Origin of the sequence: Streptomyces spinosus (assembly GCF_020400655.1) — a bacterium.
In the GTDB taxonomy this organism is placed as follows: domain Bacteria; phylum Actinomycetota; class Actinomycetes; order Streptomycetales; family Streptomycetaceae; genus Streptomyces; species Streptomyces argyrophylli.
The window spans coordinates 45,503-68,867 of sequence record NZ_JAINRC010000031.1 but is presented as its reverse complement, the minus strand read 5'-3'; the positions used below and the strand labels follow the sequence as shown (position 1 = coordinate 68,867).

Sequence of the window (23,365 nt, the reverse complement as noted above, 5' to 3'; positions counted from 1 at the left end):
ATTCCTGGGGCACCCGTGCACACGGGTGAGGAGCGGTCCCCGCGCGGACGTCCCGTACCGGCGGGAACGGCCGCTCAGAACCGGGGCGCGGGCAGCAGCCGCGGCTCGATGCGCTCCTCCACCGTCCCGGCGCCGGAGCGGCCGACCACGTAGGCTCCCCTGCCCGGCAGTTCCGCCACGGCCTCGACCAGCTCGGTGCCCCGGTAGACCAGACCGACCCCGTCGTCGGTGCAGTGGGCCGTGCGGAAGGCGCCCTCGGCGACCAGCCGGTGGATCAGCGGGCGCCTCCCCGCGTCGGAGTCGTAGTGCACGCCGTTGCCGTACGGCAGCAGGCCCAGCCCGTCGGTGACCGGGCGCAGCCCGGGGCCGAAGGAGTCCGTCGCGCCGCCCTCGAACCAGCAGATGGAACCCGCGCTGACGCCGGCGAGCACCACGCCCGCCGCCCACGCGCGCCGCATGACCGCGTCCAGGCCGTGCACCCGCCACACGGCGAGCAGGTTGGCCACCGAACCGCCCATCACCCACACGACGTCGTGCGCGAGGACCGTGTCCTCGACGTCCTCGACGTTCGGCATCGGGAACAGTTGCAGGGGAGTGAGGTCGTACCCCGCCACCCGGGCCGCCTCCGTCACCCGCGCCGTCACGTGCTCGGCGTCACCCGTCGCCGTGCCGACGTACAGGACGCGGGGGCGTCTGCCGTGCACCCCGGAGAGGTCGACCGCGTGGTGGACGAGTGCGTCGAAGAGCAGCCGGGTGCGCGTACCGGCACGGTGCCCTCCGGACGTGGCGAGGATGGTCGGTTCCGCTGCGGTCACACGCGTGATCGTAGCGCCGGGAGCGGCGCCGGTGTCCCGGCCCCGGAGGACGAACGTCCTCCCGGCGCCCCGCACTTCGTGTGTCTCGTCGGCGTCGACCGCGGGAACGGCGGTGCCGAGTCCCGGCCTCCCGCGAGTCGCGGAGCTTCCGAGGGGCGGTGTGAACGGTCACGTGCTCCGAGCCGACGCTCGGCCGCGCGACGGGCGGCTCGATCCGGCGGGACGGGCGCGCCTCGTCGCCGGGCCGGACCGGCGAGGCCGGTCATCCTCGGGGACCGTGCCAGTCCAGGATGACCACGGTGGCGTCGTCCTTGAGGTTGCCCTCGCAGACGTCCCACACCGCACTCGTCAGGGCGCGTACGGCCTCCCTGGGATGGCAGTCGCGCGTGTCACGCACGAGCGAGGCCAGGTCGGCGGCCGCGGCCCCGCGGTCCTGCATGCCGTCGGTGAGCAGGACCAGACGGTCGCCGGGGCACAACCGCAGCTCCTGGAGCCGGTAGGAGGTGGGCGCGGCCACGCCGAACGGCAGGTTGACGGCGAGCGTGACCTCCTCGGCCTCCGCAGCGCCCTTCCGCAGGCGCAGCGGCCAGGGGTGTCCCGCGTTGACCAGCTCGCACACGCCCGTCTCGAGGCGTACGCACAGCAGTTGGCCGGTGGCCAGCCCGCGCTTGTGGTTCAGCAGGGCCTCGTGGGCACGGTGGGCCTGCTGGAGCGCGTCACAGCCACTGCGCCGGGCACCGCGCAGGGCACCCATGAGCAACGTGGCCAGCAGGGCGGACTCCGTGTCGTGGCCCATGGCGTCGGTGATGGACAGGTGCAGCGTGTCGCGGTCGAGCGTGTAGTCGTAGGTGTCGCCGCCGATGTCGTCGGCCGGGACCAGGCCGGCGGCGAGGGTGAACTGGGGGGCCTCGCAGCAGGAGGCCGAGGGAAGCAGCTGGTGCTGGATCTCGGCGGCGAGGCTGGTGCGGGTGGTCCGCCGGCCCACGTGGTACAGGTCGGTGAAGCGGCGGTCCGTGACGATGACGTAGGCCAGGGCGTGGGCCGCGTCCGCGACCTGTGCGAGTACCCCGCCGTCGGCGTACGGAAGCGTCACCTCCAGCACACCGATGCAGTCGCCGCGGTTGGTCACCGGCGAGATCACGCGCCGCCGGCCCGGGCCGTCCGGTTCCACGTGCTGGCGCTGGCTGCGCAGGACCGTGTCGTACACGCTGCCCTGCAAGTCGATCCGCTCGGCACGGTCCGGCGCGCCGCCCTCGGCCGACACGGCCAGGCGCAGCAGCCGCTGCCCCAGGAGGTCGGCGAACAGGAACGACACGCGCTCGGCCCTGAAGCGCTTGCGCAGGTCGTCCGCGATCACACCGACGGACTCCCCGGGCGGCGCGGCCTCCGCCGCGGCCAGAAGCTCACCCAGCTCCAGGTCTCCCTCACCCACGGCAACCTCCCATCCGATGTCGCACGTGTTCCCCCGGTCGCGCCGAGTGCACCCGTGCGTCCGTACCGCCCCGGCGGTACGGACGCACGGTCTGGCGGCGCCGTGGGGCCGGGAGGAGCCCGGTCGGCGGGAGCGGTCTGCCGTGCGGCGGGAGGTCCGGGACGCCACGGCCCCGCCCGCACGGCGATCACCCCCCGGCGGCGGACGTGGGACGGGTGACCGTGTCAGCCCTCGTTCAGGGCCTCCACGGCCTCCTCGACGCTGGAGTGCAACGTGAACATCTGGTCGAGGCCCACCACGCGGAAGAGCTGGGTCATGGCAGGGCTGAGCCGCGCCACCGAGAAGGAGGAGCCCAGGGCCTCGGCGCGCCGGCAGGCCGTGATCAGCACGGTGACTCCCGTGGAGTCGCAGTACTCCAGTTCCGAGAGGTCGGCGACGATTCCCGTGCCGGGACCGCGCAGCACCTCTTCGACGGTCTGCCGGAGGCGGGGGCCCGTGTGGTGGTCCAGCTCCCCGGCCACCCGCAGCACCACCGGCCCCGTCGGCCAGGCCTGCGTGGCGATGGCGAGGGTGCTTCCTGTCTCGTTCACCAGATCTCCTGTGCGGCGGGTCACCTACGGCGAGGCAGCGGATGCCGTTCGGCAGTGGTCGGTCGTCGGAGGAGCACGCTCACCGCGCGGGTACCCGGTCGCCCCGCGCCATCCGCACAGGCTTTCCCGCCGCCCCATTATGCTATGAGCCGCAACTGCTCGTCCGTGGAATCACCTGCGTCCCGTATGAATCACGCGTTCGTGGTGTCCGGGGCGCCGGCGTCCGGACCGCAGGAGCCGTCACTCGTGCGAGAGGCAGTGGGCGCCCGTGGGCGTCGGGCGCCGGTTCCGGGGCAGTCAGGGACATGGGCACGCGGTCAGGCATGAGGCGTGCGATCGGCAGGGAAACGGCCGCAGGGGCGGGCCGGGCATGAGGGGACGGGTGTCGCGTGGAGGGTTCGCACACGGCTGGACACGGACCGCGGCCGGCGGCCGCCGACGGCGACGTGTTCGCCGCCGACCGTGAGGTGGGCGGGGATCTCGCCGAGGTGGACTGGGCGGCCACGCCCCTCGGCCCGCCGCGGGAGTGGCCGCAGAGCCTGCGAACGGCCGTCAGCATCCTGCTCTCCTCCCGGTTCCCCATGTGGATGGCCTGGGGTGAGCAGCTGACGTTCTTCTGCAACGCCGCCTACCGGCGTGACACGCTCGGCCGCAAGTACCCGTGGGCGCTGGGACGGCCCGCGAACGAGGTGTGGGCGGAGATCTGGGACGACATCGGCCCGCGCATCGAGGCCGTGCTCCGTACCGGGACGGCCACCTGGGACGAGGGACTGCTGCTCTTCCTGGAACGCTCCGGATACAGCGAGGAGACCTACCACACCTTCTCCTACAGCCCGCTGCGGGACGACTCCGGTGCCGTCGTGGGCATGCTCTGCGTGGTCAGCGAGGACACCGAGCGGGTGATCGGCGAGCGGCGGATGGCCACGCTGCGGGACCTGGGCTCGGACCCCAGCGTGATCCGCACCGAGCAGGAGGTGCTGGCCTTCGCCGACCGGCAGCTGAACCGCAACCGCAAGGACCTGCCCTTCACCCTCACCTACCTGTTCGACGGCGACACCGCCCGGCTGTCCGGCAGGACCGGGGTCCCGGCCGGGCACCCGGCCGCACCGGCCGCCCTCCGCGTGGCCGACCCCGACGCCGTGTGGCCCGCCGCGGCGCTGGCCAGGGGCGAGACGGCGCTGGTGCCACTCACCGGCGACGGCTTCGCCGGCCTGCCCTGCGGCGACTGGCCCCAGCCACCCGTACAGGCGCTCGTGGTCCCGCTCCTGCAACAGGGCAGCGCACCGTACGGTTTCCTGGTGGCCGGTCTCAACCGCTACCGCGTGCCGGACGAGGGCTACCGGGGCTTCGTCGAGCTGACGGCCGGACACATCGCCTCCGGCATCGGCAGCGCCCGCAGCTACCAGGCCCAGCAGCGGCGGGCGGAGGAGCTCGCCGAACTCGACCGGGCCAAGACCACCTTCTTCTCGAACATCAGCCACGAGTTCCGCACCCCGCTGACCTTGATCATGGGACCCGTCGAGGACCTCCGGACGCGGCTCGCCGGCGCGGACGACCACGTACGCCAGGAGCTCGACGTCATCCACCGCAACGGGCTGCGGCTGGGCAAGCTGGTCAACACGCTGCTGGACTTCTCGCGCATCGAGGCGGGCCGCATGCAGGCCCGCTACGAGCCGGTCGACCTCGCCGTGGTCACCGCGGAGCTGGCCAGCGTCTTCCGCTCGGCCGTGGAGAAGGCCGGACTCGCGTTCGACGTGGACTGCGCGGCCCTGGACGAACCCGTGTACGTCGACCGCGGCATGTGGGAGAAGGTGGTCCTCAACCTGCTCAGCAACGCCCTGAAGTTCACGTTCGACGGTACGGTCCGCGTCGGCGTCCGCGGGGCCGGCCGGCACGCGGTGGTCACCGTCGCGGACACCGGGATCGGCGTGCCCGAGGCGGAGATGCCCCGGCTCTTCGAACGCTTCCACCGCATCGAGAACGCACGCTCCCGGTCGAACGAGGGCAGCGGCATCGGTCTGGCCCTGGTACAGGAACTCGTCGGTCTGCACGGCGGCACCATCACCGCCGAGAGCACCGAGGGCAAGGGCACCGCGTTCACCATCCGGATACCGTTCGGGACGGCCCACCTGCCTGCCGACTCCGTGGTGCCCGAAGCGGGCGCCACGGCGGCGTCCGCCACCGCCGACCCCTACGTCCAGGAGGCCCTGCGCTGGCTTCCGGGCACTGCCGCCGGCACCGGGGCCGACGACCTGGCGATGCCGGCCGAGCCGAACCCCACCGCCTCCGGCCCGGTGGCCGCCGCGACCGCCCGCGTGCTGGTGGCCGACGACAACGCCGACATGCGCGAGTACCTCACACGCATCCTGTCCGGGGCGGGATACCAGGTCACCACGGTCACCGACGGCGCGGAAGCCCTCCACTCCGTCCGCCGCGACACCCCCGACCTCGTCGTCAGCGACGTGATGATGCCCCGGCTGGACGGACTGGAGCTGGTGGCGCGGCTGCGCGCCGACACACGTACGGCCTCGGTACCCGTTCTCCTGCTGTCGGCGAGGGCCGGACAGGAGGCGTCGATCGAGGGCCTGCGGGCGGGCGCCGACGACTACCTGGTCAAGCCCTTCGCCGCTGCCGAGCTCCTGGCGCGCGTGCGCGCGAACATCGAACTGTCCCGGCTGCGCAGCCATCACGTCCGCTGGCGGGCGGCGCTCATCGACTCCCTCCAGGAGGCGTTCTTCGTCTGCGACGAGTCCGGAGCCGTCGTCGAGATCAACACGGCGTTCACCGACATCCTCGGCTACGGTCCCGAGGACCTGCCGTACGCGCCGGTCCACCCGTGGTGGCCGGACGCGGTCACCGACCCCGAGGCGCACCGGCAGGCGGGCGACGCCTTCACCGCCCTGCTGGAACACCCCCAGGGCTCCTACACCGTCCCGGTCACGCACCGCGACGGTCACCGCGTGTGGGTGGCCGTCACCCACAACAAGGCCGAGGACCCCGACACCGGGCGCAGCGTCACCGTCGGCACCTTCCGTGACGTCACCGCCGAGCACTACGCCGTCCAGCGCGAGACGGCACTGGCCGCGCTGAGCACGTCCCTGTCCAGGGCCGCCAGCCTGCCCGAAGCACTCTCGGGCGCCCTCGCCGAACTGAGAAGGCTGTGGCGCGCGCGGAGCGTGGTCGCCGCCGTCTTCGGGCGTGGTGACGTACCCACCCTGACCGCCACGGACGCGGACCTGCGGTGGGAGGACCTGCCCGCCGAGCGCCGGGAGGAGGTCGCCGCACTGTGCAGCCGGCCACCGCTCACCCCGGTCGCCGCGGACACCGGCGCCGGAGTCCTGCTCGAACACCCCCACGGACCGCTGGCCGTCTGGATCGACCTGGGCGAGAACCGGCCCTTCACCTCCGAGGACCGGCTCCTGCTCTCCCTGCTGGCCGGGCACCTCGCGCAGGGCCTGGTACGGGCCCACCAGATCGACCAGCAGCGCGAGACCGCCATCGCGCTGCAGCGCGCCATACTGGGTCCGGCCCGGCTCCCCGACGGCTTCGCCGTGCGCTACGAACCCGCGACCCGCCCACTGGAGGTGGGAGGCGACTGGTACGACACCGTCGCCCTGCCCGACGGGCGGATCGGCATCGTCGTGGGCGACTGCGTCGGACGAGGCCTGGAGGCGGCCAGCGTCATGGGGCAGCTGCGCAGCGCCTGCCGCGCCCTGCTGCTGCGGGAGCCCAGCCCGTCCCGGACACTGATGGCGCTCGACCAGTTCGCCGCGAGCGTCCCCGGCGCGCTGTGCACCACCGTCTTCTGTGGTGTCCTCGATCCCGGCACCGGCGACCTGACCTACTCCAGCGCCGGGCACCCCCCGGGCATCCTCGCGCACCCCGACGGCACCACCCGGCTGCTGGACGAGGGCCGTTCCCTGCCCCTCGCCGTCCGGCCGGGCAGGCAGCGCCCGGAGGCCCGGTGCACCCTGCCCGCGCGGGCCACGCTGCTCCTCTACACCGACGGGCTGGTCGAACGCCGCCGGCGGCCGCTCAGCGCGGGCATCGACGAGGCGAGCCAGGCCGTGCAGCGGGGCCGCGACGTGCCCGTCGACGACCTCGCCACCGAGGTCATGGCCCGGCTCGCCCCGGTCGGCGGCTACGACGACGACGTGGCGCTGCTGCTCTACCGCCATCCGGCGCCGCTGGAGCTGTCCTTCCCGGCCGAGTCGTCCCAGCTCGCGCCCGTCCGCAAGGCGTTGCGTACCTGGCTCGCCCAGTGCGACCTGCCCGCGAACACCGTGCAGAACGTCCTCGTCGCCGCGGGTGAGGCGTGCGCCAACGCGATCGAGCACGGTCACCGGCACACACCGGGCGAAGTCGTGCGGCTACGCGCCGAAGCCTTCGTGGACAACCTGCGCCTGACCGTCGCCGACAGCGGCCGGTGGAAGGTGCCGCAGCCGGAGCTCAACGCCCACCGCGGCCGGGGCGTGAGCCTGATGCGGGCCATGATGCAGCAGGTCACCATCACTCCCGGCCCGTCCGGCACCACCGTCGACATGCAGATGAGGATCGCCTGATGACCACCGCGCTCACGCTCACCCCCGGCCGACGCCCGGACGGCACCCCCCGTCTCACCGTCAGCGGAGAGATCGACATGAGCAACGCCGGCTCCCTCGCCGACGCCCTGGAGGCGGGATCGGGCCCTCTCGTCGTGGACCTGACCGGGGTGGAGTACCTCGACAGCGCCGGGCTGAGCGTGCTCTTCGCCCACGCCGAGCGGCTGGAACTCGTCATCAGCCCACTGCTGGAGCCCGTTCTCACCGTCTCGGGCCTCGCCGACCTGGTCACCGTACGCGGGCGCGGAACCGACGACGCCCCGCGGCCATGACCACCCGGCACACGGCGAACCACGCCCTGTCCCGCGACGTCACCGCCCAGCGCACCCCACCGCAGTGCCCGAAACCCGGCCAGGAGTGATGACCGACGTGTCCGAGACCCTCGACATGACCGTCCAGCACATCAGCGACAGCACCGCCGTCGTCGCCGTCGCCGGAGACGTGGACCTGCACACGGCGCCGGCCCTGCGCGCGCACGCCATGGACCTCGTGGCACAGGGCGTGCCGCACCTCGTCCTGGATCTGGCGCGCGTGGACTTCGTCGACTCGACGGGGCTGAGCACCTTCATCTCCGTCCTGCACACGACACGGGAGGCAGGCGGCTCACTCCGTCTCGCCGACGTCCCCGACCGCCTCACGCGCATGGTGACCATGACGGGCATCGCGCAGCTGCTGCCCGTCCACCCCACGGTGGCCGACGCGCTGGCCGGGGGACCCGTCGACGCCGCGCCCGACGGCGCCGGCGCGTCCGGCTGAGCCCGCGGTGCCATGGCAAGGCCGCGGGACGGTCCGCGGACGGGGTCCGGTTTCCCGGGCCGCGTGCCCCCTGCGGTAGCTTGTCACCTGCGCACACTACGGGGTCCCGCCGCACGAGGGAGGAAAACGGTGGTCTGATGCACGGCATACCCGCTCAGGCGCGCGGCGAGTCCGCGGCCGCACGGCACGTGGCGGTGCAGTCCTCCACCGACGAGGCACGGGCCGGTCGTCCGGTGGCCTCCGTGCGGACCGGGATCGACGGGGGCGAGCAGATGCGGCACTTCGCCGACGCGACCGATCCCGGTCACATGACGCGGACGCTCGCCGAACGCGGCGAGCGGGTGACCGGCGAGGTGTCCCGGAGCCCCCGGCACGTACCCGGTGAGCCCGGTGCCGGCCTTGAGGAGGCCCGGCGGTGACGACGCACACACGACCGCCGGTGACCACCGGCCACACCGGGACGGTCCGCCACCCCGCCTTCTTCTACACCACGGAGGAGGACTACCTGAAGGGCGTGGGCGACTTCGTGCGCGCCGAGGCGGCGTGCGGCCGCCCTCTGCTGATCGCCGTGCCCGGCGCACGCCTGCGCCTGCTGCGGGACACCGTCGGCACCGCGCACGAGGGCGTCAGCTGGGCCGACATGCGGCACAGCGGACGCAATCCGGGGCGGATCCTGTCGATGCTCCAGGAGTTCGCCGACCAGCACGCTGACCGGCGTCCGTCCATCGTCAGCGAACCCATCTGGGTCGGCCGCACTCCCGCGGAGGCACGCGAGGCCACGCGCCACGAGGCACTGATCAACCTGGCCTTCGCCGGCCGGGACGCCACGATCCTGTGCCCCTACGACACCGCCCTGCCGAAGCGGGTCCTGGCGCAGGCACACCGGACCCATCCCGTCGTCGGTGATCCGGGGGGCCACCGGGACAGCCCGGCCTACGCGCCCGCACACGCGGTGTGCCGCGACTGCGACGAGCCGCTGCCCGAACCGGTGGACCCCGTCGTCCTGCACTTCGCGGAGGGTGACCTCGCGAAGGTCCGGGACGTCGCCGCCGACTGGGCGGCGGCGCGGGGCCTGCCGGCGCGCCGCCGCACCGACTGGCTGCTCGCCGTCAACGAGGCCACCGCCAACTCGGTGCGGCACGGCGGAGGGCACGGCACCCTGCGGCTGTGGTGTGCGGACGACACCCTGATCGCCGAGACACGGGACCGCGGCCGGCTCCACGATCCCCTGGTCGGCCGGCGCCGTCCCGACCCGCTCTCCCCGGCCGGCGGCCGGGGCATGTGGATGATGCACCATCTGTGCGACCTGGTGGAGATCCGGACGCCGCCGACGGGGCTGGTCGTACGCCTGCACCTGGCGCTGGGCTGAGCGCGGCGTCCTGCCGGCAGGCATGCACCGGGCGTCCCGGTGCACAAGACCCTGGGTGAGGCATGGACCGATGCCGAACGACATGATGGCTGCCACAAGGCGGCCGGTGAGGGGGGCGAGGTGACGGCCGAACGTGAGCGGCGGTCGACGGGCGGCAGCAGCCGCTCCGCAGCGGCGCGCGACACGGACGAGGACCTGTCACTGCTGTTCGGGACGTCGACCGCGCTGTTCGCGTCGATGGCGGGGCCCGCGCACGTACTGGAGGCGGCGAACCCGGCGTTCTACGCGGCGGTCGGGGGCGGCCGGCGGGAACGCACCGGCGTACCGCTGGCCGACCTCATGCCCGAACTGGGCGACCAGGGATTCATCGCGCTCCTGGACCAGGTGTACCGGTCGGGGGAGCGGCACGTCGGCCGTGACGCGCGCGTCGTCATCGGAACCGGGGCGGACGCCCGTGAGGCGTACTTCGACTTCACCTACGAGGCCCGCCGCGACGCCGGCGGCAACGTCGTCGGCGTGCGGATGATCGGCGTGGAGACCACGCAGGTCAAGCACGCCCGGCGGCTCGCCGCCGAGCAGCGCGCGCTGCTGGAGCAGATCGCCCGGCACGCCCCGCTGCCCGAGGTGCTGGACGGCATGTGCCGGACGATCGAGGAGCTGTCACCCGACGTGATCGTCTCCGTCCTGCTGGCCGACGACGACGGCAGGCACCTGCGGCACGGCGCGGGCCCCAGCCTGCCCGGCTTCTACAACCAGGCCATCGACGGCATCGCCACGGGCGAAGGCGTGGGCTCCTGCGGCACCGCCGCCCACCGGCGGCGGACCGTCGTCGTCAACGACATCGCCACCGATCCCCTGTGGGACGACTTCCGCGACCTCGCCGACCGCGCCGGACTCGCCGCCTGCTGGTCGACGCCGATCCTCGCCCGTGACGGCCGGCTGCTGGGCACGTTCGCGATGTACCACCGCACCCCGCGCGCCCCCCAGGACAGCGACCTCGCGCTGGCCCGCGTCTTCGCCGACACCGCGGCCCTCGCCATCGAGCGCCACCACGCCGAACAGGCCCGGCTGGCGGCCGACGCCAGGGAGAAGGCGGCCCGCGACGACCTCGCCTTCCTCCTGACCGCCAGCACCGCCCTGGCCGGCCGGCTGGACGAGAGGCAGACGCTGGAGTGCCTGGCCGCCCTGGCCGGCCCGGCCCTGGCCCCCCTGGCCGCGGTCGACGTCGTGGAGGCCGGACGCGTGCGGCGGGTGGCGGCCGCCGCCCCGACCGAGCAGGCGCGCGACCTCCTCCAGACGCACACGCCCGCCCGCGGCGGGGACGAGGCGGTCGACCGGGTCCTGGCGTCCGGGCTGACCGAAGTGGCCCGCCGTACCCCCACCGGACCCGGCCCCTGGCAGGAGCTGGGCGTCACCGGCTACGTCTGCGTGCCCCTCGTGGACCGCGGACGGCCCTTCGGCACCCTGACCCTGCTGTCCACCGGGGAGCACTGCTTCGACGGACACCGGATCGCCCTGGCGGAGGAGCTGGCCCGCCGCGCCGCCACGGCCGCCCGCAACGCCCGCCAGTACGCGCAGCGCGCCGCCATCGCCCGCGACCTGCAGAGCGGTCTGCTGCTGCCCGACCTGCCCGACATCCCCGGCGCCGAGCTGGCCGTCTTCTACCACCCGGCCGGCGAGGGGCTGGAGATCGGAGGCGACTTCTACGACGTCTTCCGCCGGGACGACGGCAGCTGGGCCTTCATCCTCGGCGACGTCTGCGGGCGCGGTGCCAAGGCCGCCACCACGACCGCTCTCGTCCGCCACACCGCACGCGCCGTCGCCCCGCTGCTCGACGACCCCGTCGACATCGTCAAGGCCGTCGACAAGGCCCTCAACGACCGCAATGCCCACCAGAACAACGGCTTCGTCACCCTCGTCTACGGCCACCTCGCACCGGCTGCCGACGGACTCACCGTCCACCTCGTCAGGGCCGGCCACACGGTGCCCCTGCTGCTGGACGCGGAGCACACGGTCGCAGCGGTCGAGGCGCCCGGCGGACTGCTCGGCATCGGCATCCCGCCCAGGCTCACCGGCCACCGCTTCACCCTCCGCCCCGCCGAGAGCCTGCTGCTGTACACCGACGGCATCACCGAGTGCCGGGCCGCCGGAACGGGCCAGTACGGTGACACCCGACTGGCCGAAGCGCTGGCGTCCGCTCCGCCCCGGCCGGCCGCCGCGGAGATCCTGCGGACGATCGCCGAGGACGTCCGCGGCTTCCTGGGCGGCGGCCGGGACGTGGAGGACGACCAGGCGGCCCTGGTCATCACCGCCGTGGAACCGACGCGGGGTGCCGGTGCCGGCGGCGTCGCAGGAAGCCGGGACACCTCAGGCATGCCTGCCTGCAGCCGGGGTAGACGCTCGCCTGTCGGCCGACGGACCGGCGAACACGAGAAACCGATCAACTGGGAGGGGCGCGACCGTGGCGACGACGACCGTGCGGACCGATGAGCAGACGCCGACCGTGCCGGAGATCGCGGACCCGTCCAAGGTGGCGCCCAAGGACGCGCGGGAGCTGTCGAAGCTGTTCTTCGACCAGCTGGCGGTGCTGGAGGAGGGCACGCCCGAGTACAGCTACGCCCGCAACACGCTGATCGAGATGAACATGTCCCTCGTGCGCTTCGCCGCGGCCCGGTTCCGCAGCCGCGGGCAGGAGGAGATGGAGGACATCGTCCAGGTCGGCATGATCGGCCTGATCAAGGCGATCGACCGGTTCGAGCTGTCCCGCGAGGTCGAGTTCACCTCCTTCGCCGTCCCCTACATCGTCGGCGAGATCAAGCGGTTCTTCCGTGACACGTCCTGGGCGGTGCACGTCCCGCGCCGGCTCCAGGAGGCCCGCGTCCAGCTCGCCCGCGCCAACGAGGAGCTGCGCAGCCGGCTGGGCCGCACGCCGACGGTCAAGGAACTGTCCGAGCTGATGTGCCTCCCGGAGAACGAGGTCGTCGAGGCCCAGCTCGCCTCCAACGGCTACAGGTCGGCCTCCCTGGACGCCGCGATCAGCGGCAGCGAGGAGGGCGAGGCCGCGCTGGCGGACTTCATCGGTGACGAGGACGCGGCCCTCGGCCTGGTCGAGGACTTCCACGCCCTCGCTCCCATGATCGCCGAGCTCGACGAACGCGACCGCAAGATCATTCACTGGCGCTTCGTCGAGGAACTGACCCAGGCCCAGATCGGCGAACGGCTCGGCGTGTCGCAGATGCACGTCTCGCGCCTGATCACGCGTCTGCTGACCCGGCTGCGCGAAGGCCTGCTGAGCACCACCTGACCCCAGGGCAGCTGACGCCGGGCCCTCACCGGGTCCGGCGTCGGCGGCGCGCCGCGGCGCTGTGACACGGGGTCTGCCACGCACCGCGGGCAGCCAGCGGCACCAAGGCCGGCCCGCACTGCCGGTCACGGCCCCTCACTCCTCACGCGTGGAGGACCCCGGCCCCCCGTTTCGGAACGCCGTGGGCGGAGACTTCTGATGGCGTGCGGTGCGCGGATCCGTCGCCCAGGGCGCCGACCCTCCGGTGCCTGCTCCCCGTGCGGCCGAGCGTCCTTCACCGGGGGTGAACCATGAGAGTTCTCACACGCCTGGACGACTACCAGAGACGGCACCGCTGGGTGGGCGAGCCGCTCGCCGTCCTGTACAAGTTCTACGACGACCAGGCGTTGTACCTCGCGGCCCTCCTCACCTATTACGGCTTCCTCTCGCTCTTCCCGCTGCTGCTGATCCTCGTCGTCGTCCTGAGCACCTTCCTCAGCGACGACCCCCACCTCAGGCAGCGGGTCCTGGACTCCGCCCTGAGCGAGTTCCCGGTCATCGGTGACCAGATCGGCGAGAACATCCGCTCCTTCCACGGCAACGGCGTGGCCCTGGCCGTCGGCATCGTCGGCAGCCTCTACGGTTCTCTCGGCGTCGCCCAGGCCGCGCAGTACGCGCTCAACAAGATCTGGGCCGTGCCGAGGCACGCCCGCCCCGATCCGCTGCGGTCGCGCCTGAAGGGCCTGGTCTTCCTGCTGCTCCTCGCACTCGGACTGTGCGCCTTCACCCTGCTGTCCGTGGCGGGATCGCAGACGGGCGTCCTCGGCGCGCGGTTGCGGGGTGCGACCTGGATCGCCGCCACGGCAGGCTCCGTCTGCCTCAGCACCGTGCTGCTGCTGTTGAGCTACCGGCTGCTGACGCACCGGCCCCTGCCCCTGCGCCGGCTCCTCGGCGTGGCGCTGGGCGCCGCCGTCGCCTGGCAGGCACTGCAGTGGGTGGGCTCCTACTACGTGAGCCACGTGCTGCGCGGCGCCACGGCCACCTACGGCCTGTTCGGCATCGTGCTGGGGCTGCTCGCCTGGCTCTACGCCGGGGCGCTGATCTTCATCACGGCCGCCGAGGTGGGAGCCGTGCAGATCATGCGGCTGTGGCCGCGCAGTCTGCTGACCCCGTTCACGGACCGGGTGCACCTGAGCCCGGCGGACCGCCGCGCCTACCGGTCGTACGCGGCGACCGAGGCGTTCAAGGGCTTCCAGAAGATCCGTGTGCACTTCGAACCGCCGCCCGACGCCCCGAGGCACGACCAGCCGCCCGAAGACACCCGGTGAGGCGGTGAGCCCCCCGCGCGCACGTCCGCGGCGGCTCGGACGGTCGCCGGCGGAACGCGTCGCGCGGGACCGGCCGCTTCCGGAGTGATCAATTCCTCTTCCCGGGTGACTCCGAGACGCTGCTCACAGCGGGTGGCGGTGACGGCGGGGTATCCGAACCAGAAGACTCACGGACCTGACAGTTGCCGTTTGACAACTATGGCCGTGAGGCAACAAAGTGTCGGAGTCGTGACGCACGGGGAAGGAAACCGCAATGCTCCGGTGGACGGAGGTCGCTCCGTGTGCCGGCCATCCAAGCCCTGAACCGCGGGGGCGGCCGGTGGCTGGGCCCTGTGTTCAGGCCGTCTGGTCTCCGGCGTCCGGCGCGGTGTCGTGTATCTGCAGTGCCGCCGTGTTGCAGAACGCCTCGAGCCCTTCCAGGAGCGCGGTCCGCTTGGCGGCGGGCATCAGCTCCAGGACGGCGTGCAGTTCCTGCTCCCGGCGCGCGCGCAGGTCGTCGAGGAAGGCGCGACCGCGGCTGCTGAGATGCAGCCGCACCTCGCGCCGGTCGACCGGGCTGACCGCTCGCTCCAGGAAGCCGGCGGCCACCAGGCGGTCGCACAGCCGGCTGGTGGACGGCGGGGTGGAGGCGAGGGAGTCGGCGAGGGTGCGCAGGTTGATGCCGTCCTGGTGCTCGACCATCAGCAGGACGCGCATCTGGGACGGAGAGGCGGGCGCGGTCGAGGCCCGCCCCCAGAGGACTTCCAGCAACTCCACGGCCGTCAAGGTCACGCGTGCGACTTCGGCGGGCTCGGGGCGGGGGCGGAAGACAGTCACCGTCACACTCTCGCAGGCACTGGGACGGCCGCCAGCGTACTAGGTGCCGGGAGCGGCAAGAGATGGTTCGGACGAACGGCGCGATTCGGCTCCGGGTGGCCTCGTCGCCCGGGCCGGGCCCGTGTCCGTCGAAAGATAGGTGTTTAGACCGTCGTGAACAGATTTGTGACCGCCGAGCGCGCCTTGCGCACGGCGGCTCCGCACGAGTTGTTCGACGCTGTGCGCGGTGTCCTGGCCAAGGAGTACGCCGCGCGCTCCGTCGAGTTGTACCTGGCCGACTACGGACTCACCGTCCTGCAGCCGGTGTCGGTGGCGCCCCACACGGCGGAGCCGGTGTCGGTGCACGGCAGCGCCGCCGGCCGGGCCTTCGGTGCCCAGGAGCCGTTCGTGGAGGTGCTCCACGAGGGCCGCGCACGCGTGCACCTGCCGGTGACCGTGCGGGGGGACCGGCTGGGTGTGCTGTCGGTCACCCTGCCGGACGGTGACGTCGAGCCCGGCCGGCTGGACGAGCTCGCGGACATCGCCGAGGTGCTCGGACACGAGATCGTGGTCGCCGAACGGGACACGGACGTGTATCTGCGGGCCAGGCGCAAGGACCGGCTGACCCTGGCCGCCGAGATGCAGTGGCAGCTGCTGCCCGGTCGCGCGTGTTCCCGTCCCGAGTACGAACTCGGCGCGCAGCTGGAGCCGGCGTACGCCATCTACGGTGACAACTTCGACTGGTCCGCCACCGCGGACCGCCTCATGCTCTACGTCACCAACGGCATGGGGGAGGGCATAGAGGCCGCCCTGCTGACCAACCTGGCCATCAACGCGCTGCGCAACGCCCGGCGGGCCGGTATCGCCATCGACGACCAGGCCGCCCTGGCCGATCAGGCGGTGTACGCCCATTACCAGGGGCGCTGCTACCTCTCCGTACTCATGTTCGACTTCGACCTCGCGACGGGCCGGGCGAAGGTCGTGGACGCGGGCTCACCGCAGTTGCTGCGGCTGCGTGACGGATCGGTCGAGCGCGTCGCCTTCGACGCGCAGCTGCCGCTCGGGATGTTCGAGGAGACCGACTACGTGGCGCAGGACTTCCAGGTCGAGCCGGGGGACCGTCTCGTCTTCGTCAGCGACGGGGTGCACGCGGTCGCCTCGCCCAAGGGGGAGGCGTACGGGGACGCGGCGCTGGCCCGCGCGATCACCTCCACCCGCCTCCTGCCGGCCGCCGAGGTGCCGCGCGCCATCCTGCGCGAGCTGACCGGCCATCGGGGCCGCTCCGTCCCGGACGACGACGCCCTGGTGGTGTGCCTGGACTGGCACGGGCGCTGATGTCGCGCCGGGGCGGTCGCGTCCGCCGGCCGGATGTGTCGATGCTGTGTCGTTTCACCGCGCCCGCAGCGCCCATGCTTGTCATGAGACAATAATTGCCGCTGTTGTGCCCGACGCGTCGGCGCAGCGGCCCGTCGCGGAGGGAGACGATGCAGGTGCCGGAGCAGGCCGCGCAAGGGCCGGCGGCGCGGGAACTGGGAGACTTCCTGGAGCGCCGCCGCGAACAGATCGCCCAGCGGTGGGCGGACGTGCCCCTTTTCCGCACCGTGTTCACCGTCTCCCGCGACGAGGCCGTGGAGGCGTGCAAGGTCGTGGTCGACGCGCTGCGCGAGGTCGCGTCGAGCGGCCGGCTGGACGACGTCGCGGCCCCCGGATTCGACCCGGCGCGCGAGCAACTGGGGCGCATGGCCGCCTCGCGTGCCCGCGGGGGCGTCAGCCCGGCGCAGGTCGCGAACGAGGCCGCCGGCCTGCGAGCGGCGGCGGCCGAGCTGCTGCGTGGCGAGGACCTGCCCGCTCACGAGGCACGGGAAGCCCTGCTGGCGCTCACCGTCCTGATGGGCACGCTGCGAGTGGTGATCATGGAGACGACCGTCCTGGCCGGTGACGAGCTGATAGCCCGCCAGCGGCAGCAACTGCTCGAGGTGGCCACCCCCGTGATCAGCCTCTGGGAAGGCGTCGTCGCGGTGCCCCTGATCGGCACGCTGGACAGCGCCCGCAGCCAGGTCGTCATGGAGTCGCTGCTCCAGGCCGTCGTGGAGCGGCGGGCCCGCCACGCGATCCTCGACATCACCGGCGTCCCCACGGTCGACTCGCTCGTCGCGCACCACCTGATGCAGACGGTCGCCGCGGTCCGGCTGATGGGGGCCGAGTGCATCGTCTCCGGCATCCGCCCCGCCATCGCGCAGACGATCGTGCACCTGGGCATCGACCTGAGTGCCGTCCTCACGCGCGGCTCGCTGGCCGACGCCCTGGAGTACGCGCTCGCCCGGCAGGGCACCGAGGTCTCCCGACGCGCGGCCGGTGCGACACCGCGATGACCGCCCCCCTCCCGGGAAGACGGCCCACCGCCCCGCCGACGGCACCGCGGGCCGTCCTCCCGGCCTCCCGAGGCCGTCGACTCGTTCCTCCGGGCGGCGTGTGATGCCCGCCCCCGACCCCGCCGCCACGACCACCATGCCCATCGGCTCCGACGCGGATCTCGCATGGGTCCGCCACCGGGTACGCCAGTGCGCGGCCGGACTCGGGTTCGGTCTGGTGCAGCAGACGAAGCTCGTCACCGCGGCCAGCGAGCTGGCCCGGAACACCCTGGTCCACGGCGGAGGGGGACAGGTCGAGATCACCCCGCTCGCCGACGGGCCGAGGCGGGGGATCCGGCTGGCCTTCACCGACAGCGGACCCGGCATCGGCGACGTGGACCTGGCGATGACCGACGGCTACAGCAGTGCCTGCGGTCTCGGGTTGGGCCTCGGCGGGGCCAGACGGCTCGTGGACGAGCTCACCGTCGACAGCCGGGCAGGCCAGGGCGCCGTCGTCACGGTCGTCGCCTGGCTGACCGGCGCCCCCACCGACCGTACGGGCAGAGGGTGAGGCGAGTGCGGCATCTGCCGGTCACCATGGCCCCCGGGTGCGGCACGTGGCGGCCCGCAAGGCCCGGGTCCGTACCGCCCGGACGCTCCTCCCACCGCGCCCGTGGTGCGACGGCGCCGATCCGGCGCCCGGCCCGTCCCGGCGCGCCCGGTGCCGTCCGCCCGCCGACGGGCGCCGCGTCCGTGAGGGACGGCCTCGGCGCGCGGACCCGGTCGCCCGGACGGTCCGCCGCGGCCAGCCGGGGCTTCCCGCGCGACGAGGGCGAGGCGCCCGCCCGCAGGGGTGGGCACGCGCCTGCGCCGCCGCTGCGCCGATCCCGCCGGAAGCCGCCCCGGAACGCGATAGCGTGGAGGCCACCAGGGGAGAGGATGGAGAAGCCGTGAACGTCTCTGAACCGGTCCCGTCCGTGGAAGCTCAGCTGCGTGCTGCTCCGCCCCACGCCCTGGTGGCCACCGCCGGTCGCCTGCTGGCGCAGCGCTTCGGCGTGCGGGACGTGACGCTCCTCCTCGCCGACTACGGCCTGAGCGTCCTGCAACCCGTCACCGATCTGCCGCACACCGGCGAACCGGTCTCCGCGCACGACGGTCCCGCCGGTACCGCCTTCACCGCGCAGAAACCGGTGCTCGAAGTCACCGCCGAACCGGCCACCGAGCTGGTCCACCTGCCCATCACCGTACGCGGTGACCGACTCGGCGTGCTCTGTGTGCGCGTTCCGGACAGCTCCACCGATCCTGGTACGGTCCTGCGGCTCGGGGAATTCGCCACCGCACTGGGCCACGAACTCACCACGGCCGGCCGGGACACCGACCTGTACCTCCTGGCGCGCCGCACCCGCCGTCTCACCCTCGCTGCCGAAATGCAGTGGCAGCTCCTCCCGGGCACCGGCTGCATGCGCGACGAGTACGTCATCGGCGCCCACCTGGAGCCGGCCTACGCCATAGGCGGCGACAACTTCGACTGGTCCACCAGCGCCGACCACCTCACCCTCACCGTCACCGACGGCATGGGCCAGGGCATCGACGCCTCCCTGCTCACCAACCTCGCCGTCGGTGCGCTGCGCAACGCCCGCCGTGCCGGGGTCTCCCTCGCGGACCAGGCGTGTCTCGCCGACCAGGCCCTCTACTCGCAGTACCGGGGCAAGTCGTACGCCTCCACCCTCCTGCTGCGCTTCGACCTCGCCACCGGCCGGGTCCGTGCCGTGGACGCCGGGTCCCCCCAGCTGTACCGCCTCCGCGGCAACAGGATCGAACGCGTCGAACTGGAGGCCCAGCTGCCGCTCGGCATGTTCGAGGAGACCCTCTACCAGGAGCAGACGTTCCAGGTCGAAACGGGAGACCGCCTGGTCGCCGTCAGCACCGGCGCCCACGGCACCCGCTCGGCGACCGGAGAGGTGTTCGGCGAGAGCGTCCTGCGCCAGATCCTGAGCGCTACCCGGGGCACGCCACCGCACGAGACGGCACGCTCGGTCGTCGCCGGCCTCCTGGAACACGTGGGCCACCAGGACCTGCTCGCCGACGCCGCCGTCGTCTGCGTCGACTGGAACGGCCGCCCCGGCCGGACAGCCTAAGAGAGCGTGGGCGGGGGCCGTGGCGGGGCGGCCCTACGGTTCCTCCGGTGATCCGGGAGGCACCTTCCCGTAGGCCCAGAAGAAAGCTTTCATGCCGCGGACCAGCGCCGCACGCTCCGCGGGCGCCATCTGCGCCAGCACAGCGGCCAGGGCCTGGGTGCGCCGACGGGCCACGTCCCGAAGCACCCGGCGCCCCTGCCCCGTCAGCCTCAGCTGCACCTCACGGCGGTTGCGCGGGTGCAGCGAGCGCTCCAGCATCCCGGCCGCCTCCAGCCGGTCACACAGCCGGCTGGCGGTGGGAAGCCCTATGTCCAGCCGTTCCGCCAGTCCGGTGAGGTTCACCTCCGGCGCCGTCTCCAGGGCCCTGAGCGCCCGCAACTGGTGCAGGGACAGCCGTACAGCCGCCTCCTGGGCGGCCGTCGACCACAGGTCCGCGAGACTCTCCACGGCATCGGCGATCTCACGCGCGCCGGCACTCGGCACGTCACCCGAGCCCTCAGCGCGATCGTCGGCGCCGCCGGGAGAAGTCACGAACACATCACTTTCCGTAGGATCCGGGTGCTGCGGGCACCACCCATAATCTCTCGCAGTACCCGAGCGGCCTGCCGACAAGCAGCGTGCGTGGCACGGGACCACCCGGCCGCCCCGGCAGGTACACCTGAGCGGCCCGCTCACCGCTCGGGCGGCGGCCAAGAGCGCCGCGCCCCCGGACGCGGGAGGCGGCCGGGGCGGCCCGCGCCGCGCGGCCGGTGACCGGGCGGACCGGCACCACCGGAAGCAGGGTCCGGACCGCCTCGCACACCGGCCCGGCGACCCGGCCGGTCACGTCGCGGCCCCGCCCGGCCACCGGCGTCCGGGGCGGCAGCGCCCCCCGTCCGGCCGCACGATCGTCACCGTCATCCATCAGGCGGATGCTCTCACCCCCGACGCTTGGTCATTCCCCCGGCCACGACTGCGGCTCCCCTTCCCCGAAACGTCGATGACATGCCCGTACGTCGTCCACGGGATCCGGGCGAAACGGATGCAAAGGTCCGGTGCGACTTTCCGGGACGGGTTGCCACGGCGGGTGCGGGTGCGGGACTGTTGCCGTACGACATCTGTTTCCCCATGACAGGAAGGTGGTGAGGTACGCACGTGCGTGCCTCCGCTTGTGTCTTCTTCCCCCGGTACCTCCGCCCGTTCCCCCGATGCCGGCCACACCGTCGGCGCGACCTGGACTGACGCCCCCTGTCCCGTTCTCGTCGTCGACCGGCACGGCGGCCTCGTCGACATCAACGGGGCCGCCCGGAGACTCCTCCCCGGTGCCGTCAGCGGCGACTGGCTGCACGAGCACGTCCCGTCCTGGCTGTGCGATGCCCACCAGCGTATCGGCGAGGGACTGCGCGGCACCCGCGCCGAGCCGCTGAACGGGCCCATCAAGGAGCGCCACTTCGAGGCGCACCCGACGGCGGCCGGCGACGGCGACGTCGTGTGGTGGCTGGTCGACGACACCGACCGCCGCCTGGCCCAGGACGCGCTGACCGACGCGCAGACGCGCACCGAGATCCTCTCGGAGGTGTCCAGCACGCTGCTGTCCACCCTGAACGTGCCGCGCTGCATGGAGGTGACCGCCGCCATGGCCGCGGAACACCTCGCCGACGCCGCGGTCCTCGTCGCCCCGCCGAAGGGGCGGCGCCACCCGCTGACCTACGCGACCAGGGGCGGGCCAGCCACCCAGGTCACGCGACTGGTCGACGTCTCCGGCGTACCGGGCCTGACCGAGGCCCTGCAAGGCTTCCCGCCGGTACCGGCCCGCTGGATAAACCCCGCCGACCTGCCCGACTGGGTCACCCCGGAGGGTTTCGCCGGCCCGGCCGGATCCGTGATCGTCGCTCCGCTGCCCGGGCACGGCGTACCGGCCGGAGCCCTGATCCTGATGCGGGCCAGCACCGAGCAGTCCTTCACGGAAGGCGAGGAGGTCTTCGCCCGGCTCTTCGCCGCCCGCGCCGGAGCGGCCCTCTCCGCCGCCCGCCTCTACAGCGAGCAGGCCACCGTCACCGCCACGCTGATGCGCGAGCTGCTGCCCCCGCCGCTGAGCAGCGTGAACGGGGTGGAGTACGCCGGCGGTTACCGCGCGGCCAAAGACCACGAACGGGTCGGCGGGGACTTCTACGACGTCCACCCCGGCTCCGACCCCTCCCAGGACACCCTGGTCGTCCTCGGCGACGTCGCGGGCAAGGGCCTGGACGCGGCGGTGCTCACCGGCAAGATCCGCAACACGCTGCACGCGCTGCTGCCGCTGACCGACGACCATCAACGGGTCCTCGACCTGCTCAACGGCGCGCTCCTCACCTCCCGCCACACACGCTTCGCCACGCTGGTCCTCGCCTCCGTCCGCCGCCGCGGCAGCCGTGCACGGCTCCGGCTGACCAGCGCCGGACACCTGCCGCCGCTGATCCTCCGCGCCGACGGGACGGTGGAAGAAGTACACGCCAGGGGGACCCTCGTCGGCGCACTGCCCGCCGTCACGGCGCACACGGTCGAGACGGTGCTGGCGCCCGGAGAGACCTGCCTGCTCTACACCGACGGCATCACCGAGGCGCGTGGCGGCCCGCTCGGCGACGAGTTCTACGGCGAGCACCGTCTGCGCCGGGCCCTGTCGGAGTGCGCGGGCCTCCCGGCCGAAGCGGTCGTCGAACGGGTGCAGATGCTCGCCGCCCAGTGGCTGGGTGCCGGCCGCCACGACGACATGGCCGCCGTCGCCATCAGCGTCCCCCGGACCGGCCCCCTGACCGTTCTCAACGGGCGGTCCCCAGCGAGGACCAGGAGCAGCACGTGAGGTACCCCACCGTGGCGGCCGGCCCGTCGGACCGGCTGTGGGAGGCGGTGGCCGCCGATGTGGCCGAGGGAGCACCGCCCTTGAGCGTGCTCGCACCCGTCCAGGAGGGAGCCGGCGCCGAACGGGCCGCAGGCCGCACCACCGTGGCACAGGAACACGCCGCGACCGCCATCGACGAACGGGCGGTCGCCCCCCACCCCCGTCCGGTACCGACACGCCACGCCCCTCGTCCCGGCCGGGTCACGGTCGGCCGCGTCGGCGCCGGATGGCACGCCGTCCCCGCCCGGCTCGCCGCCGACGTACTCCGCCCGCGCGCCCGGCGGGTCGGCCACCCCCGCGCCCGAACCCCCACGCCGCATCCGGTCGCCCACCCGCACCGCACCGACGCCGTCCCGCTGCCCGGATCGCCCCCCACCGGCCTCACTGCGCCCCTCTTCGCCGACGGCCCCGGGAGCTCCACCGCGAGCCCGCCCCGGACCGCCGACGCCCCCGAAGCCAGGCACCCCCCGGCAGCCCCACGCATTCCCCCGCGCCGCGCGCCCGCCGCCCGAGGCGGTGCCGTGGTGCCCGACCGCACCCCCCGTCCCGTCCCCGGCCCCCGCATCGAGGCATGACCGACCCGCACCCCACCGAATTCGCCCTGACCGTTCTCCGCACGGCCGGCACGCTGACCGTGCGGGTGGGCGGCGAGCTCGACCACGACACGAGCGACGGCCTGACCGACACGGTCGTCCGGCACCTGATAACCGACGAGGCCGGGCTGAGCGACGTACGTCTCGACTTCCGCGACCTGACGTGGATCGACTCCTCGGGCCTGACCGCGCTGCTGATGGTCCGTCGCCGTACCGAGGCCGTCGGCGCCACGCTGCACCTGGACCACCGGCCCGACGTCCTCGAGCGCCTGCTGCGCCTGACGAACGTGCTGGAACACCTCACCGCCCCCGTGACGGCAGCGGAGACCCGGGACAGGCGTCTGAGAACCGTGAGGAGCGACGGCTGATGCCCCACCGAGCCGGTCCCGCCCCTTCGCCGCCGCGGGTGATCCCACACGCCCGCTGCGGCGCGGCAGCGGGCGGGCCGCACGAGGGA

The 23,365-nt window shown here is 73.3% G+C and carries 20 protein-coding genes; 15 read left to right on the top strand and 5 right to left on the bottom strand.

Translation table 11 applies throughout. The features are described from left to right. Positions 1-74 precede the first annotated feature (74 nt). From LG395_RS38615 to LG395_RS38605, 3 genes are all read right to left on the bottom strand, one after another. Positions 75-815 (bottom strand): Type 1 glutamine amidotransferase-like domain-containing protein, encoded by a 741-nt coding sequence (locus LG395_RS38615; protein WP_225813894.1) that lies wholly within the window; start codon positions 813-815, stop codon positions 75-77. A gap of 262 nt (positions 816-1,077) precedes the next feature. Then, positions 1,078-2,247: a PP2C family protein-serine/threonine phosphatase gene (locus tag LG395_RS38610; RefSeq protein ID WP_225813891.1), complete on the bottom strand. Its 1,170-nt coding sequence runs from the start codon at positions 2,245-2,247 to the stop codon at positions 1,078-1,080. A 224-nt stretch (positions 2,248-2,471) separates the two neighbouring features. Continuing rightward, positions 2,472-2,837 (bottom strand): STAS domain-containing protein, encoded by a 366-nt coding sequence (locus LG395_RS38605; protein ID WP_171150115.1) that lies wholly within the window; start codon positions 2,835-2,837, stop codon positions 2,472-2,474. Between the two features lie 389 nt (positions 2,838-3,226). Between LG395_RS38605 and LG395_RS38600 the strand changes: the two genes are divergently transcribed. The 8 genes from LG395_RS38600 to LG395_RS38565 all read left to right on the top strand — a co-directional run bounded on the left by LG395_RS38600 (position 3,227) and on the right by LG395_RS38565 (position 14,174). Then, positions 3,227-7,399, top strand: coding sequence for a SpoIIE family protein phosphatase (locus LG395_RS38600; protein ID WP_372463523.1), 4,173 nt, complete (start codon positions 3,227-3,229; stop codon positions 7,397-7,399). Further along, positions 7,399-7,710, top strand: a complete 312-nt coding sequence (locus LG395_RS38595; RefSeq protein ID WP_171150114.1) for an STAS domain-containing protein — start codon at positions 7,399-7,401, stop codon at positions 7,708-7,710. Before LG395_RS38600 ends, LG395_RS38595 begins: the two co-directional genes overlap by 1 nt. Before the next feature lie 88 nt (positions 7,711-7,798). After that, entirely contained in the window at positions 7,799-8,194 is a 396-nt protein-coding gene (locus LG395_RS38590; RefSeq protein ID WP_171150113.1) for an STAS domain-containing protein, read from the top strand. Positions 8,195-8,331: 137 nt separating this feature from the next. Next, positions 8,332-8,613 (top strand): hypothetical protein, encoded by a 282-nt coding sequence (locus LG395_RS38585; RefSeq protein ID WP_225813889.1) that lies wholly within the window; start codon positions 8,332-8,334, stop codon positions 8,611-8,613. Further along, positions 8,610-9,563, top strand: coding sequence for an anti-sigma factor RsbA family regulatory protein (locus tag LG395_RS38580; RefSeq protein WP_225813887.1), 954 nt, complete (start codon positions 8,610-8,612; stop codon positions 9,561-9,563). The genes LG395_RS38585 and LG395_RS38580 overlap by 4 nt, the downstream gene beginning before the upstream one ends. A 120-nt stretch (positions 9,564-9,683) precedes the next feature. Then, a complete protein-coding gene (locus tag LG395_RS38575; RefSeq protein WP_225813884.1) occupies positions 9,684-12,053 on the top strand; it encodes a SpoIIE family protein phosphatase in 2,370 nt (789 codons plus the stop codon). Beyond that, on the top strand, positions 12,025-12,867 hold the full coding sequence (locus LG395_RS38570; protein ID WP_225813883.1) for an RNA polymerase sigma factor SigF: 843 nt from the start codon (positions 12,025-12,027) through the stop codon (positions 12,865-12,867). The genes LG395_RS38575 and LG395_RS38570 overlap by 29 nt, the downstream gene beginning before the upstream one ends. Before the next feature lie 290 nt (positions 12,868-13,157). Then, positions 13,158-14,174, top strand: a complete 1,017-nt coding sequence (locus LG395_RS38565; RefSeq protein WP_225813882.1) for a YihY/virulence factor BrkB family protein — start codon at positions 13,158-13,160, stop codon at positions 14,172-14,174. Positions 14,175-14,510: 336 nt separating this feature from the next. Here LG395_RS38565 and LG395_RS38560 read toward each other — a convergent pair whose 3' ends face one another. Beyond that, a complete protein-coding gene (locus LG395_RS38560; RefSeq protein ID WP_225813881.1) occupies positions 14,511-14,996 on the bottom strand; it encodes a MarR family winged helix-turn-helix transcriptional regulator in 486 nt (161 codons plus the stop codon). A gap of 147 nt (positions 14,997-15,143) precedes the next feature. Between LG395_RS38560 and LG395_RS38555 the strand changes: the two genes are divergently transcribed. The 4 genes from LG395_RS38555 to LG395_RS38540 all read left to right on the top strand — a co-directional run bounded on the left by LG395_RS38555 (position 15,144) and on the right by LG395_RS38540 (position 19,458). Beyond that, complete coding sequence (locus LG395_RS38555) at positions 15,144-16,304, top strand: PP2C family protein-serine/threonine phosphatase (RefSeq protein ID WP_171150110.1); 1,161 nt, start codon at positions 15,144-15,146, stop codon at positions 16,302-16,304. Positions 16,305-16,453: 149 nt separating this feature from the next. Then, positions 16,454-17,341, top strand: a complete 888-nt coding sequence (locus LG395_RS38550) for an STAS domain-containing protein (RefSeq protein WP_171150109.1) — start codon at positions 16,454-16,456, stop codon at positions 17,339-17,341. A 103-nt stretch (positions 17,342-17,444) separates the two neighbouring features. Next, positions 17,445-17,891 (top strand): anti-sigma regulatory factor, encoded by a 447-nt coding sequence (locus tag LG395_RS38545; protein ID WP_171150108.1) that lies wholly within the window; start codon positions 17,445-17,447, stop codon positions 17,889-17,891. Between the two features lie 379 nt (positions 17,892-18,270). Next, a complete protein-coding gene (locus LG395_RS38540; RefSeq protein WP_225813880.1) occupies positions 18,271-19,458 on the top strand; it encodes a PP2C family protein-serine/threonine phosphatase in 1,188 nt (395 codons plus the stop codon). Positions 19,459-19,491: 33 nt separating this feature from the next. Here the strand turns inward: LG395_RS38540 and LG395_RS38535 are convergent, their stop codons facing one another. Further along, positions 19,492-19,989, bottom strand: a complete 498-nt coding sequence (locus LG395_RS38535; protein ID WP_171150106.1) for a MarR family winged helix-turn-helix transcriptional regulator — start codon at positions 19,987-19,989, stop codon at positions 19,492-19,494. Positions 19,990-20,608: 619 nt separating this feature from the next. On the opposite strand from LG395_RS38535, the gene LG395_RS38530 reads away from it, so the two are divergent. From LG395_RS38530 to LG395_RS38520, 3 genes are read left to right on the top strand one after another with little or no spacing between them, the layout of a single operon-like run. Next, a complete protein-coding gene (locus LG395_RS38530; RefSeq protein ID WP_225813879.1) occupies positions 20,609-22,276 on the top strand; it encodes a PP2C family protein-serine/threonine phosphatase in 1,668 nt (555 codons plus the stop codon). Further along, positions 22,273-22,890, top strand: coding sequence for a hypothetical protein (locus tag LG395_RS38525; protein WP_225813877.1), 618 nt, complete (start codon positions 22,273-22,275; stop codon positions 22,888-22,890). The genes LG395_RS38530 and LG395_RS38525 overlap by 4 nt, the downstream gene beginning before the upstream one ends. Then, positions 22,887-23,276 (top strand): STAS domain-containing protein, encoded by a 390-nt coding sequence (locus LG395_RS38520; protein ID WP_225813875.1) that lies wholly within the window; start codon positions 22,887-22,889, stop codon positions 23,274-23,276. The genes LG395_RS38525 and LG395_RS38520 overlap by 4 nt, the downstream gene beginning before the upstream one ends. Positions 23,277-23,365: the final 89 nt, after the last annotated feature.